The following is a 13,371-nucleotide window of genomic DNA, read 5'->3' as shown; positions in this document are numbered from 1 at the left end:
GTCACTCGGCGAAGGCGATTCGTCGCCACTGATCGGCCGTTTCCGTGCCGGTGGCGAGGTAGATCTCGTTGCGGGGCACATCGACCCAGATGGCCCCGAAAACGGGCGAGGGCACGTCCGGCGCCCGGTCCATGACGAAGCGGGGCACGTAGCCGGCATGGTCGTGAAGGATGGGAGCGAACGCCGGATGTTCCATCATCCGCTCAAGCAGGAGCTCCACGACCGCATCGAAATTGCCATTCACCTTCTCGAAGGCGATGCGCAACGTGTCTCCCTGTCCGTCGTCGGGCTTGCTGCCGAGATCGACGCTGCGCAGAACGGTCATCGGGTCACTCGTCGTTCACCGGGGTGGAGAGGATATCGGCGACGCGCCGGCTGCTGTCCGCCGTCACACGCGGCGAAGCGACCAGAGCGACAAGGGCATTTGCGCGGGAGGTCGGCAGGGCGAACAGCCCGGCCGCCAGGCAGAGCAGGCCGAACTCCCGTCTCGTCGGGTGGGACATCGAGGTCGCCGGTGCCGGCGAGCCCGCCGCGGCGACGCGCCGGGACGGGACCCCGGCGCTCATCTCGTCATCCAGTCTGATAATAGGCCCCATACTCGCCGTGATAATAGTCGGCGGAGCCGTAGCTCTCGTAGAGCTTGCGCTTGCCGATATCGACCTTGTTCAGGATGACGCCGCGGCATTTCTCACGGATGAAGGGGTTGCTGTTGAGCACCGATCGCACAAGCTGGCGCGGCGTGCGGCCCCATTCCACGACGAAGATGAAGGCATCGATCTGCGGCGTGGCGGCGCGCGCATCGACCACGGGACCGAGCGGCGGGAGATCCAGGACCACATAGTCGAAGAGCGACCGGGCTTCCTCCAGGATACCGCGCATCGGCGGCGAGGAGAGAAGCATGCCGGTGTGCGGGGTGCGCCGGCGCAGCACGGTCGGCAGGATGGCGAGCCGCGATTCTTCTTCGAAGATGAGCGCGTCGCGCCTCAGCCGTCCCTCTTGCAGGGTTTCCACCAGGCCGACCTCGCTGTCGGGCGCGATCTGACGCGACAGCGCCGGATTGCGCAGGTCGCCGTCGATCAGAAGGGCCTTGTTGCCGAGATAGGCGAGGGAGGAGGCGAAATTCTTCGCCACCGTCGATTTGCCCTCGTTCGGCAGCACCGAGATGATGCCGATGACCTTGGACTGCGATTCCACGGTGAGATCGACGGCCACCTTTGCGCTTCGCACGGTCTGGGCGAAGGGCGATAGCGGTTGATCGAGCACGTACCGCATGATCGCGGGAGCCTTGCCGCCCGACGAGGTCGTGGCCGGCAGATCGACGATCGGCACGCTGCCGATATATTCCAGATTGAGGTCATCCACGATCTGGTTGCCGGTGCGGAAAGTGCGCTCGCGCATTTCACGGATGCCGCCGACGCCGACGCCGATCATGCCGCCGAGCGCAAAACCGATCGCCAGGATGAGGGGCTTGCTCGGATAGCTCGGATAGATCGGCTTCTCGGCCGGCGTGACGATGCGCGCCTCCACGATCGGGAAGGACTGGCGCTGCAGCGCTTCCTGATAGCGCTGCAGGAAGGTGCTGTAGAGGTTCTGATAGGTCGTCGCCTCTCGCTCCAGCTCGTCGAGCCGCACGCGCTGGGAATTCGTTCCGCTGGCGACGCCCTTGAGCTTCTGGAGGTTCTCCTCCAGGGCGCTCTCGCGAGACTTGGCCACCTGGTAGTCGCTCTCGTAGCTTTCCGCGATGCGGCCGAGCTCGGAGAAGATCAGGCGCTTGTAGTCCTGCATCTCGCGGCGAAGGCGGATCGCCTGCTGGTGCGAGGCTCCGAGCTGCGAGGAAATTTCGCCTTCGCGCTTGGCGGCGTCCATGTAGGCCAGGCGAAGATCGTTGACGACCCTGTTGTCGAGGGCCTCGGAGACCACCGCGTCGACGCTTCCTGCATTGACGATGCTCTGGATGCGCTCGTGCTTGGCCCGCGCGCTGGCGGTCGCGGCCTTCGCCAGAACGAGCTGGCTGTTGAGCTCGCTCAGCTCCTGCTCGCTGACCAGCCGCCCCTCGGCCTCGATGAAGCCGTTCTTGGTGCGGAAGTCCTGAACGTTGGCGTTGGCCTCGCTCGCCTTCTGGCGCAGCTCTTCGACGCGCGAAGCGAGCCAGTCATTGGCGCGCTGCGTGAACTCGAACTGGGATTCCAGCTTGTCGGAGAGGTAGGCCTTGCCGAAGGCGTTGACGATCTCGGCCGACATTTCCGGAAAGGCGGATTCGTAGCTCACATTGAGCATGTAGCTGAGGCCGGCCCGCCGGACCTCCAAAGTCTCCTGCAGGGTCTCGATCATCTCCCGGCGGCGGCGGAAGTCCGATTCCTCGGGACTGAAATTCTCGTGCGGGAGCCAGCCCCAGTCGACGAATCTCTCCCTCACCCAGTCCTTGGCGCCCTTGACGAAGCCGGTGAGGGGGTCGGAGACGCTGTTGGAGAAACGGGGGTCGTGGACAAGGTCGAGGTCGTCGGCGACCGTCGAGACGATCTTGTCGGAGGTCAGGATCTGAATTTCGTTTTCGACCGCGGCCGTATCCATGCCGACCTGGTCGAGACGCAGAACCTCTTCCCGATTGGTGACCTTGCGCGGGTCGATCAGGAGTTCCATCCGGGCCGAATAGAGCGGCACGGCCGTGAGGGCGTAGACGAGTCCCCCGATGGCGCCGAGCACGGTGAAGGCGGCCACGATCCACATCTGCCGCCGCGCTGCGGAAAGCAGCCAGTCGACATCGATCAGTTTCTCGTTTGCCGCTGCGTTCGAGGCTGTCGCCGCCGCATTCGCGGCAAGCTGCGCTTCCCTGTCCGGACCGATGGGCCTCAGCATCAGACGCCTTCCCTTACGGTGCCTGCCATAGCGGCCGCGATGGGGTTTGGTGAACGACCAAGCATGGGCCAGAGGCCTCCTGGAAATAGAATTCAGCAGATCGGCCCGCAGCTTTGGAAGGCGCTGGCTCAGCTTTGTGTCTTACTTGAAACAAGAACAAAATGCACTTCCCATCAGCGACATTTTTACCCTTGGTTAACTCCCCACAGGTGCTTGGCGTGAAGGATTGAAGCGGCGTGATAGCACGCGATCGAGGCGGGGCTTGGGCCGGTCGCGTGCTGTTATCTGCGAACGCGGCGGAAGCTGCCGGAGAAGGTGAAAAGGGGGATCGTTTCGGGCCTCGCTTGCTGCGGCGCGCTCGGCGGGGTCGGGGCGATTGCTCTTTCGGGTTCGAGCATTGTCGCAGAATCACTTAGGAATAACGGGCTGTCTGGTGGGATGCGGGCGGGCGAAGGGAGCTAATGAAAGCGAGATTGCGCGGTGGCTTCCCGTATGAGGGGCGGCCTGCATTCTGTATGGCCGTCGTGGCTGGCGTGCTGGCTTATGGCGCAACGCGCCCTCTTACCTTTTCGCTCATGGCCGGCCTTTTCCTCGTCAGCGCACTGTCCGCCGTGTGGCAGCCGCTTCCGAACCGCCGGCTGCGCAACCTTGCTCTGCTCACCGTTGCTCTTGCCGCGGCTCTGATCGGCTGGTCGCTGTTGCAGACATTGCCGCTCGGTCTGGGGGATGCGCTTGGGCTTGAGGATGCCGCCGCGCGAATCGTTCCCCCGGGTCCGGGAGCGATCTCCGTCGATCCGGGCCGCACGCTCTACGCCATACCTGCCGCCGTGCTCCCGCTTCTCGTCTTCGTGACGACCTTCATTCTCTTTCGCCGCGAAGAGAGCGCCTTTTTCCTGGTCCAGTTTCTCGCCGGCCTGGGCGTCGTGCTCGCGGTGATCGGCATTCCGCAGTTCCTGTTCGATCCCGGCCACATTCTCCTGATCCCCAAGGTGGCCTACCCGGAGAGCCTGACTGGCTCCTTCATCAATCGTAATACGGCCGCTGCGTTCTTCGGCTGCGCCGCGCTTCTGTGCGCGGCCGTGGCTGCCACCCCTCGCCAGGCGAACGAAAGGTGGCGCCCGCCGCCGCCTCCCGGCGAGCCCGTCCGGATGCCCCTTCGTCTTTCCGCGCAGGCCTATGCCGGCATCTGGCTTGTGGGTGCTGGTGCCTGCCTGACGGCACTCCTGCTGACCCAGTCACGCGCGGGCATCGCCGTTTTCCTCTCCGGCGTCTTCGTCTTCTCCGCCATCAGGCTCTGGACGTATCTGCGCCGCAAGGAGGTGCCGGTCGCCAAGCGCCTGGCGGCGATGCTGGGCCTGTCGGTTCTCCTTGCGATTGCCGGCATCGTCGTCGCCGGGAGGGCCCTTCTGAGGTTCCAGCTTGCCGGCCTCGATAGCGCGCGCTGGTGTGCCTATCGCTCGACTGTGAGGGCGATCGGCGACCATGTCTGGTTCGGCACGGGTCTCGGCACTTTCCCGGTGGTCTTTCCCGCCTACCGGGCTGCGGATTGCGCGCCGGCCGCGAGGTGGGAGACGGCCCACAGCACCTACCTCGAAGGCTACATGGCGCTCGGTCTGCCTTTTCTGTTCGCGCTCGTCCTCGTCTTCGTCGTCGTGACGCACATCCTGATCACCGGGATCCGCTCGCGCCGGCGGATGCGGAACGTGCCGATCGCCGGCGCGGCGGTCTCCACGCTGGTCGCGCTCCATTCCCTGATCGATTTTCCGCTGCAGGTGCCGGGGTTCGCCGCGTATTTTTCCGCCGCGCTGGGTGCCTGCACCGCAGTCGCACTAGGACGCGCGAGTTCCGGGGCGGAACGCAGGCAGGAGACCGCGCGCCCGCCTGTCCGCCCGCCCTCCGCAGGCGCAAAGGGAAAGAGGGGCAATCGACCGCGCTTTCCGACCCGCGAACTCGCCCGCTCTCCAGCGTCGGCCGCGCCGTTGCGGCCGGATCCGGAGGGTCAGTAGACCTCCCATTCGAGAGCCTCAGGACCGTTTTCATCGATCTTCAGGCAGGAGAGCCGGTTGGTCGCGTAGGCCCCGGTGTCGACGTTGATCCGGTTCGGGCGGAAGTCAGGCTCGCGCACCGGGCTGTGGCCGTGCACGACGACGTTTCCGAACCGGCCGGGATAGTTGAGGAACTCGTCGCGGATCCACAGCATCGTGCGTTCCGACTGCTCATCCAGCGGCTTTTTCGGATCGACGCCGGCATGGACGAAGAAGTACCCGCCCTCGGCGAAGTGCGTCCGCAGCGAAGCGAAGAACGCGTGGTGCTCGGGGGGCATGGTGCGCGCGAAGTCGTCGTTCAGCGAGGGATGGGGGGTCGGATTGAGGCCGTAGGAGTGAAGCGTCTCCATCCCTCCGAGGCGCGCCCAATCCCGCACCGCGAGCTTTCCGTCGAGAAAGTTCTGCAGGCACGCTTCGTGGTTGCCGCGAAGGAAGATCGTCGAGCGCTGCCGCGACCGCTCGATGAGCATGTCGATCACATGGCGCGAATAAAGCCCCCGGTCGATGTAATCGCCGAGATAGATCTCGGTGATGTCGTAGGCGCCGTCCGCATGGACATAGTCGTCCAGCCATGCGTGCAGATCGGAGAGGAGGTCCGCCCTGCCATGTATATCGCCGATCGCCAGCAGCATTCGCTCTGCCGGAAGGCGTGGATAGATCGGAACATCCCGAGGGGACCTTGAAGGCCAAGAAAGCAAGGTCAACACCTGATCAGCTCATGCCAAAGGATGGTGGCGCCATGACGGCGGCGCCACCGGGGTGTCTCTGCTTAATAGGCGTTCTTAGTCGAAACCAGGGAGAACGCGGTACGAATGATGATCCAGATGTCGAGGAAGATCGACCAGTGGTTAATGTACCACAGGTCATGCTCGACACGCTTTTCCATCAGTCGCAGCTCTGCAGTCTCGCCACGGAACCCGTGAATCTGTGCCCAGCCCGTCAGGCCCGGCGGCAGGTGGTGGCGGTACTGGTAGATCTCGATCAACTCGTCGTAATGCGTATCGTGTGCCAGCGCGTGCGGCCGCGGGCCGACGATGGACATCTCGCCCTTGAGCACATTGATGAGCTGCGGCAGCTCATCGATGCTGGTGCGCCGGAGTATTCGCCCAAGCTTGGTGATTCGCGGATCGCCGCGCTTGGCCTGCTCGATATGGCCGCCATCCTCGCACACTCTCATGCTGCGGAACTTCAGGATGGTGAAGAGCCGTCCGCCGAGACCGCGCCGACGCTGGCGGAAGATCACGGGCCCTCCGCCCTCTGCCGCGATGGCAAGGCTGACGATGGTCAAAAGCGGCGCAAGCATGATCAGGGCGACCGAGGCGAGAACAATGTCCAGCACGCGCTTTTGCAGCACCTCGCTCGAGGTCAGGGGTGCGCGCTGGACCTCGAAGCCGCAGAGCGAACCTGTGCGCAGCGAGCGAGAACGCACGATCTGCTGCGTGTGATTGTCCGCGATGAGGAACACCGAAAGGGGCAGGGCGCTGAGCGCGAGGCTGAGCGAACGCAGCATCTCCGGATTGTTCCACTGCGCGAAGACGTAGACCTCCTCGAACGGAGCCAGATGAAGCTGCTCCCGGATGCGCGCGACGACATGGTCGACGTTGGAGCCTTCCGGGGAATGGTCGAGGCGCGTGCTGCCGGCAAGCCAGATGCCATCGTCGGAGAGGCGCTTCAGCGTTGCAGGGCTTGCATCCTCGCCGGAAAAGACAGCGAAGGCGCGGCGCAGGACGAGCGTACCGCGTGCGATCAGGCCGCGAATGAGCTGCGACAGCGAGAGGCGTACGCTCACGATGGCCGCCAGCCCGATCACGAAGTTCATCGACAGCGAGGCTCTCGAGAAGTCGTCCGTGATCTTCATCAGGAAGGCGAACCAGGCAAGCACCAGAAATGCGAGTGCCCAGGCGAGCAATACACCTTTTACTTGAGATTTTGTACGAATATACACGGAGGGGTCGTAGGCACCGCGGATGTACTGCGTGCCAACGAAAACAGCTGCGATGACAAAGCCGAGCCGAAGGCCGTCCATAAAGGACGGCACGTCGTCGAATGCCACGCTGAGATAGGTCACGTGCACGACCGCCATGACGACGGTCAGAACCACGAGATCAACTAGAGAGAGCGCATATGCCAGCAGGTCGGACGGGATGCTGAACGGCGCAGCGATGCCGGTTCCCAGAAGCGCGCCGGCCTGCCCCCTCGGACTGGATTCAACCATAGGGACACCTTAAAGAGTTCTACTGCACGCCGCACGGCGAACTTAATACAAAATTTACCGGTCGATGCAAAGCAAATTCGAACGATTTCAGAAACGGAATTGGCAGAATGGTTAGCGGCGGCGCTGGGTCCCGGGGAACTGCGTAAACCCGTAAGGTTAACGGCATTGGCTATGGTTTCCGCCACGGACGTTCTTGGTCTTTAGTCGAATGTGAGCCAATAGCCGCACTATTTACATCGCCTTTAAAAGTTGCGCCTTTTGCCGTTGAATTATACTAGAAATAGAGGCGAAGGCGATTCGTCGACTTCAATTCTGGCGCGAGTGATGTGGGCGTTTTGATCGCAGCGCAGCAAACGCTTTCTGGTAGATGGTGCGGTGCGACAAAGTCGCCGAGCCCGGTCAAAAGCAATCAGAAAGTGTGGCAACTCGTTTCTGCCTGCCCCGTCTCGCCGCTCTCCTCGCAGGCGATCTTTTCCGCAGCTGTTGCGCATCTCCCACAGTCGCCTCGGTGGGCTGGTGTGGAGCGGGCCAAGCTTGCGGTTTCGTCCTCGTCTGAAGTATTGAGAGGGCCTTTCCAGCCGCGCGCGCCCAAGCGTCCTGCTCAGCAAAGGGATGGATTATGAAGATCGCCATGATCGGGACGGGCTATGTCGGCCTGGTTTCCGGGGCCTGTTTTGCCGATTTCGGACATGAAGTCGTATGCGTCGACAAGGACGCCTCGAAGATCGACCGGCTGTTGCGGGGCGAGATGCCGATTTACGAGCCGGGCCTCGACGTTCTTGTCGCCGGCAACGTCGCCGTGGGGCGCCTTTCCTTCACGACCGATCTGACGGAGGCCTGCGCCGACGCCGACGCCGTTTTCATCGCCGTCGGCACGCCTTCGCGGCGCGGCGACGGCCATGCCGACCTTTCCTATGTCTATGCCGCGGCGGAAGAGGTCGCCCGTTCCGTCGGGGCCTATACGGTAGTCGTGACGAAATCGACCGTGCCCGTTGGCACCGGCGACGAAGTCGAGCGGATCGTGCGCGAGGCAAGGCCCGAGCTGGAAATCGACGTCACCTCCAACCCGGAATTCCTGCGTGAAGGTTCCGCCATCGAGGACTTCAAGCGGCCCGACCGCGTCGTCATCGGCGTACAGAGCGAACGCGCGCGCGAGGTGATGCGTCTTCTCTATCGTCCGCTCTTCATCAACGAGACGCCGATCCTCTTCACCCGCCGGCGTACGGCGGAGCTCATCAAATATGCGGCGAACGCCTTCCTCGCCACGAAGATCTCCTTCATCAACGAGATGGCCGATCTTTGCGAGAAGACGGGCGCCGACGTGCAGGATGTCGCCCGCGGCATCGGCCTCGACCGACGCATCGGATCGAAGTTCCTGCATCCCGGCCCCGGCTTCGGGGGTTCCTGCTTTCCCAAGGACACGCTCGCCCTGGTTCGTACGGCCGAGCAGTTCGGTGCGCCGACGCGCATCGTGACCGCGGTGATGGAGGTCAACGACCAGCGCAAGCTGCGTATGGCGGACCGCATCATTGAGGCCTGCGGCGGGTCGGTTTCAGGCAAGGCGATTGCCCTGCTCGGCGTCACCTTCAAGCCCGAGACCGACGACATGCGCGATTCGCCTTCCATCGACATCGTCGGGAGGCTGAAGGAGGCGGGCGCCACCGTCGTCGCCTACGATCCGGCCGGCATGGACGAGGCCCGCAAGATTAGCGCCTTCGACGGCGTCAAATGGGCGGCTTCCTCCTACGAGGCTATGCAGGATGCCGATGCGATTGCCATCGTCACCGAATGGAACGAGTTCCGCGCGCTCGATCTCGACCGCGTCAAGGGGCTGCTGAAGAGCCCGATCGTGGTCGACATGCGCAACGTCTATACGGCCAAGGAAATGCGCGAGGCCGGCTTCACCTACCTCTCCATCGGGCGCGAGACGGTCGGCGCAGCTGCATAGGCGCAGCGCGCCCGCCACGGGCGCGCTTTCAGCAAATCCGGCGAAGGATGAATGGGTGGTGCGGCCTGCGGGCCGCCCATGGCGGCTGTCGCGCCCCGGCGGCCGTCTTCTGGCTGGCCGCCATCCGTGCGGCCCGTCGGGCGCCGGTGGGGCAAGGATCAAGCGCGCGGCCATCTCCAGCCAGCTTCGGCTCAGCGGCCGACCGATCCACGCGGGTCCGTGGAGGGATTGGTCGGAGTGGCAGGATTCGAACCTGCGACCCCCTCGTCCCGAACGAGACGACAGAAAACCGGTGTCGCCGAAGGTCAGGGAAAATCAACGATCTTCGGAACGGCCGAGGCGCCGTGTTGCGCCTTCGTTCCGCTGAAACTGTCCGCATGCGTTCCGCGTGGATTTGCGGCGTGGCTCGCGGCGCGGCGGCTGGCCGGCCGGTCGAGCGCCTCGCGCGCGGCCCTCAGGTGGTCGGGGTGGTGGTGGCCATAGACGCGCTCCAGCGTCTCCATCGACATGCCGAGGAAGCGCGAGGCCTGCCACATGTCGACGCCTTCCTGCATGAGCCAGGTGGCGCAGGTGTGCCGCAGCGTGTGCGGCGTGACGTCCTCGCCGAGGCCGGCGAGGCTGGCGGCATGGGCGAAGGCCCTGTGGATGCGCGCCGTCGGTGCGCCGCGCCATTCCACCGGGCCGGCCTGGCCGAGACGCCGCCATCGCCTCAGATGGGCGAGAAGACGGCGCGGCAGGACGACGGGCGGGGCGCGCTTCTTCGTCTCGCGCCTTGCGGCCGGCCGGCGATAGAAGACACCGCGATCGAGGTCGACGAGCGGGCGGGCCGGAACGGGCGTGAAGCTCGCGGCAAGGATCGGCCCGGCGCGCGTGCCGGTATAGAGGCCGGCGAGCACGAAGCGCGCCACATGGCGCAGCGGTCGCCTGTCGGTCTCCGCTCCTTTCTGCACCTCCCGGTAGCTCCATGCGGCCCAGATCAGCCGCGCCGCCTCGCTGCGCGTCAGCCAGCGCTCGCGCGAGGCGGGCCGGGGCGGCAGGACGACGGAGACGATCTCCGCGCACAGCCCTTCGGCGCGGTGATGGTTGATCGCCGCCCTCAGATCCTCCAGCTCGCGGCGGGCGGCGACCGGGGCGCCGCGCCCGGCGGCATAGGCGCGGCAGAGCGCGCCGTTGAGGTCGGAAAGATGCATGCCGTCGAAGAAGGTGCCGAGACGGGCGATGCGGCCGGCCGCCTCGTCGGGACGTGCCTGGGCCGGAACGACGTCGAGAAGATAGAGGTTGAGGACGTCGACGATCAGCGTTTCAGCGGCAGGACGCTGGCCGTGGCGGGGGACTTCCCGCCGCGAGACGATGTAGTCCGCGAGGGCCTTTTCAGCTTCTGCGCGTTCGCCAAGAGCGAAGCCAGTGCGGTGCTTGCGTCTTCCGTCGCGGATGCACCAGACCCCGCGCTCGCGCAGGCTCCCGTCCGGGGCGATGCGCTCGCGCTGGTACCAGAGCCTGATGCCTTTGGCCTGTCGCGGCATTTGACGCGCATCTCCTCGATATCGGCGAGCGTGGTGAAGAGCTTGCGGCCGATGCGCTCCACGGCGAGATTGCCGCGCTCGATCTCGGCCCGCAAGGTGGAGACCTTGACGCGCCCGCGAAAGGCGAGGTCGCAGGCCTCCTGAAGCGTGATCGGATCGTTCGGTCCGATCTCGTCGGGCTCGGGCCGGGTCATGGCGTCAGTCCATGCAATAGTCGGCGTAGGAGCGGTAGACGATCGTCTCCGCGCCGGTCGTGGGATTGGTGGCTCTCCATTTCGCCGGAGCCGGGCCTTCGCCGTTCCAGCGCGCCCATTCCGGAAGAAGCGTTTCTTCCGGCCTCTGATCGCCGGTCATTCGGCGAGCTCCTGAGCATCGAACTGAAAGTCGATGTAGGGCACGGCGGATGAATGCTTCGCTGGAGAATATCGGCTCCCTCACCACCACCTCCCGAGCATTTCGGAAAACTCGGCCGGGAAGGCGATGGCGTAGACCAGCGTCGCAAGCGCGTAGATGGCAAGCGCCGCGGAACAGAACCTCAAAACCGCCTCGAGAGCGCCCGGAGGGCCATCGGCACGGCAACGGAGATTGGCGAGGTCGCCCTGAAGGCGAAGCCGGCGGAGGCTCATCACACGCCCCCGCCGAAAAGGCCGAGGGTCACGGCGAAGAGCAGGCCGAGCAGCCCGGCGAGGGCGACGAGGTCGCGCAGGTCCTCAAGCGTCCAGAGAACGCGCAGGAAAACCGCGCGGCTCATGACAGGCCCCCCGCATGCGGCGCGAGCGCGGCGCTCTCCTGCGAAAGACGGCGGAGGCCGGCGTCGAGGGTCTTGACCTTGCGGGCGACGTGGCCGGTGAAGCGGCCGATCGCATCGACCTCGGCGATGAGGCCGGCAAGGGCCGGGGAGGGGCCCGGCGCGCCCGCCTGGCGCACGAAGCCCTTTCTGGCAAGAGCGGCGGCTGCCTCGCCGTGGGCGGCGATCTCTTCGGCCGAGAACGCGCCGGCGAGATCTTCAGGCGTGACGCCGCCGGTGGCGGCGAAGCGTTCGCGCATGGCATCGGCCATGCGAACAACCAGAGGGGCGGCTGAAAGCTCGGACATTTCTCACTCCCGCAAAACAAAGGATGCGGGACGATAATGCGGGTTATAACCCGCGTCAAGCGGGTCGCCTCCCGCTCGGGCCGTGCGCGCGCAGGTTGCCGCGGCGGCCCGCAACATTCTAGGCTGGGTTCGGGCTCGGGACTTCGCTTTGGTGGCGGCAATGGAGTGGCTGATCGTCGTGGGGATTCTCGTCGCGGTCATTTGGTGGGCGCGTCGTGAGGACGGGGCCGAAAGGCCACCGCGGGTGGCTGTGCCCCGGCAGGACGGGGAATGGACACCCCGACGGCGAAGCGGCCGGTCCCCGGGGCGCGGTCCTATACCCGAGCCACCGCGGCCGGAGGCGGATCACGCCAGCGAAGGACTCGTGTTCGGCATTTCCTACGAAAACTCGTCCGGAGAGCGCAGCGCCCGCACGATCCGCCTGAAAGACGTCTATCGGCAGGAAGGGCAGATCTACATCGTCGCCGATTGCAGCCGGGCCGGCGGGGAGCGAACCTTCCGCGCCGACAGAATCCTCAGAATGGTGGAGCATCGCTCCGGCGCCGAGATCGGCAATCCGGTGCGCTTCTTCTCGCGCTTTGTGGAAGGCGAGCTGGACGAGCGGGCGGACCACGCTTCGGTGATGATGCGCGCCCGCCCCGGCCTCAGGGCTCTCCTATGGATCGCCCGCGCCGACCGCGATCTTTCCGCGAGCGAGGAAAGTCTTCTGGTGGAATACGTTGCGGCGCGGGCCGCTCTCGGCAAGGGGGCGCAGGACTTCGACGAGGACCTGGCGCGCATCTGGATCGCCCGTGAAAGGCCGACGCTCGACAGCGCTTCGGGCGCCGTGGCGCGAATGGCGCGCTCGCCGGGCGAGCGACGCCTTTTCCTGGAGTTCTCCGAAAGGCTCTGCGGGCTGGCGGAAGCCGGCGCGCCGGGCGGGCCGGAAGGGGCCGAGCGCAAGCGCCGCGAGCGCCTGGTGCGGCTTTTGTCCTGAGGCGCCTTCAGACGCCGAAAAGGTCGTTCATCGTCAGCACCTTGTGGACGGCCTTCACGAATTTCGTCTCGAAGGAAAGGCCGGCCGGCGGATTGAGCTGGGCCGTGTCGATGCGCTCCGCCGTGCGCCGCACCAGGTGCTTGATGTAGGCCTCGATGCCGCCGTTCTCGTGATACTGCGTCTGGATGATCACCGTGTCGCCGATGGCCGGCTTCCTGTGGGGATGCACGAAACGCAGATCGCCGGCCCGGTGCTCCGGCTCCATGGAGGAGCCTTCGATATAGACCGCGTAGACGTCGCTCGCGCCGAAAAGGGCGGGCGGGCGGCGCACGTAGTCGACAATCACCTTCTCCAGCGTGAACGCTCCGGCGAGCGCGCCTGCGGCGGTGCCGAAGACCGGCACGTCGTCGGGCATGGACGAACGGGGTGGCAGGCCGATCCCGGAGGGCCGGACCTCTCGCGAAAAGGCAGGAACGCTGTCGCCCGCATCCTGTCCGGTCAAAAGCCAGGTCTCGGATATCTCCAGCACGCGGGCGAGCCTTGACAGGGTGTTCCCGGTGAACTGCTTGCGCTTGCCGCGTTCCAGGTCCCGGATCGCGTCGCGGTGGATCCCCGCTTTGCCGCAGGCCGCCTCCCGCGACAGGCCGAGAATTCTGAGGCGCTCATCGATCCGCTGAAGCATCGTCTCTTCCATGTGCGGGACATTACCCGCA

General features: G+C 65.3%; 13 protein-coding genes. 3 read left to right on the top strand and 10 right to left on the bottom strand.

All coding sequences use genetic code 11. The features are described 5' to 3' along the window. Position 1 precedes the first annotated feature (1 nt). The 3 genes from CLD20_RS08410 to CLD20_RS08400 are packed head-to-tail and all read right to left on the bottom strand — an operon-like array spanning position 2 to position 2,856. Positions 2-325 carry a hypothetical protein gene (locus CLD20_RS08410; protein ID WP_224406171.1) on the bottom strand — a complete coding sequence of 108 codons (324 nt, stop codon included), beginning with the start codon at positions 323-325 and terminating at the stop codon, positions 2-4. A 4-nt stretch (positions 326-329) separates the two neighbouring features. Beyond that, a complete protein-coding gene (locus CLD20_RS08405; protein ID WP_224406170.1) occupies positions 330-566 on the bottom strand; it encodes a hypothetical protein in 237 nt (78 codons plus the stop codon). A gap of 4 nt (positions 567-570) precedes the next feature. Further along, positions 571-2,856 (bottom strand): GNVR domain-containing protein, encoded by a 2,286-nt coding sequence (locus CLD20_RS08400; RefSeq protein ID WP_224406169.1) that lies wholly within the window; start codon positions 2,854-2,856, stop codon positions 571-573. A 515-nt stretch (positions 2,857-3,371) separates the two neighbouring features. Between CLD20_RS08400 and CLD20_RS08395 the strand changes: the two genes are divergently transcribed. Beyond that, the gene (locus CLD20_RS08395) at positions 3,372-4,862 is read left to right on the top strand and encodes an O-antigen ligase (RefSeq protein WP_224406168.1); all 1,491 of its coding nucleotides are present in this window, start codon (positions 3,372-3,374) and stop codon (positions 4,860-4,862) included. On the opposite strand, the gene CLD20_RS08390 is transcribed toward CLD20_RS08395, so the two are convergent. Then, on the bottom strand, positions 4,856-5,533 hold the full coding sequence (locus CLD20_RS08390; protein WP_224406167.1) for a metallophosphoesterase: 678 nt from the start codon (positions 5,531-5,533) through the stop codon (positions 4,856-4,858). The genes CLD20_RS08395 and CLD20_RS08390 overlap by 7 nt on opposite strands. Before the next feature lie 137 nt (positions 5,534-5,670). Next, positions 5,671-7,116 carry an exopolysaccharide biosynthesis polyprenyl glycosylphosphotransferase gene (locus tag CLD20_RS08385; RefSeq protein WP_224406166.1) on the bottom strand — a complete coding sequence of 482 codons (1,446 nt, stop codon included), beginning with the start codon at positions 7,114-7,116 and terminating at the stop codon, positions 5,671-5,673. Between the two features lie 619 nt (positions 7,117-7,735). On the opposite strand from CLD20_RS08385, the gene CLD20_RS08380 reads away from it, so the two are divergent. Further along, positions 7,736-9,064, top strand: a complete 1,329-nt coding sequence (locus tag CLD20_RS08380) for a UDP-glucose/GDP-mannose dehydrogenase family protein (protein WP_224406165.1) — start codon at positions 7,736-7,738, stop codon at positions 9,062-9,064. Between the two features lie 305 nt (positions 9,065-9,369). On the opposite strand, the gene CLD20_RS08375 is transcribed toward CLD20_RS08380, so the two are convergent. The 4 genes from CLD20_RS08375 to CLD20_RS08365 form a co-directional block, all read right to left on the bottom strand. Then, positions 9,370-10,587 (bottom strand): site-specific integrase, encoded by a 1,218-nt coding sequence (locus tag CLD20_RS08375; protein ID WP_224406164.1) that lies wholly within the window; start codon positions 10,585-10,587, stop codon positions 9,370-9,372. A gap of 198 nt (positions 10,588-10,785) precedes the next feature. Then, positions 10,786-10,941 (bottom strand): hypothetical protein, encoded by a 156-nt coding sequence (locus CLD20_RS08370; protein ID WP_224406163.1) that lies wholly within the window; start codon positions 10,939-10,941, stop codon positions 10,786-10,788. Positions 10,942-11,212: 271 nt separating this feature from the next. After that, positions 11,213-11,338, bottom strand: a complete 126-nt coding sequence (locus CLD20_RS20175; RefSeq protein ID WP_255599534.1) for a hypothetical protein — start codon at positions 11,336-11,338, stop codon at positions 11,213-11,215. Continuing rightward, complete coding sequence (locus CLD20_RS08365) at positions 11,335-11,682, bottom strand: hypothetical protein (RefSeq protein WP_224406162.1); 348 nt, start codon at positions 11,680-11,682, stop codon at positions 11,335-11,337. Before CLD20_RS08365 ends, CLD20_RS20175 begins: the two co-directional genes overlap by 4 nt. Before the next feature lie 364 nt (positions 11,683-12,046). Between CLD20_RS08365 and CLD20_RS08360 the strand changes: the two genes are divergently transcribed. Further along, positions 12,047-12,658 (top strand): hypothetical protein, encoded by a 612-nt coding sequence (locus CLD20_RS08360; RefSeq protein ID WP_224406161.1) that lies wholly within the window; start codon positions 12,047-12,049, stop codon positions 12,656-12,658. 7 nt (positions 12,659-12,665) lie between these two features. On the opposite strand, the gene CLD20_RS08355 is transcribed toward CLD20_RS08360, so the two are convergent. Next, positions 12,666-13,340 (bottom strand): S24 family peptidase, encoded by a 675-nt coding sequence (locus CLD20_RS08355; RefSeq protein ID WP_224406160.1) that lies wholly within the window; start codon positions 13,338-13,340, stop codon positions 12,666-12,668. Positions 13,341-13,371 lie beyond the last annotated feature (31 nt).

The sequence above is a fragment of the Afifella sp. IM 167 genome, assembly GCF_020144925.1.
Classification (GTDB): Bacteria; Pseudomonadota; Alphaproteobacteria; order Rhizobiales; family Afifellaceae; genus Afifella.
This window is presented reverse-complemented; position numbering and strand designations above follow the sequence as displayed.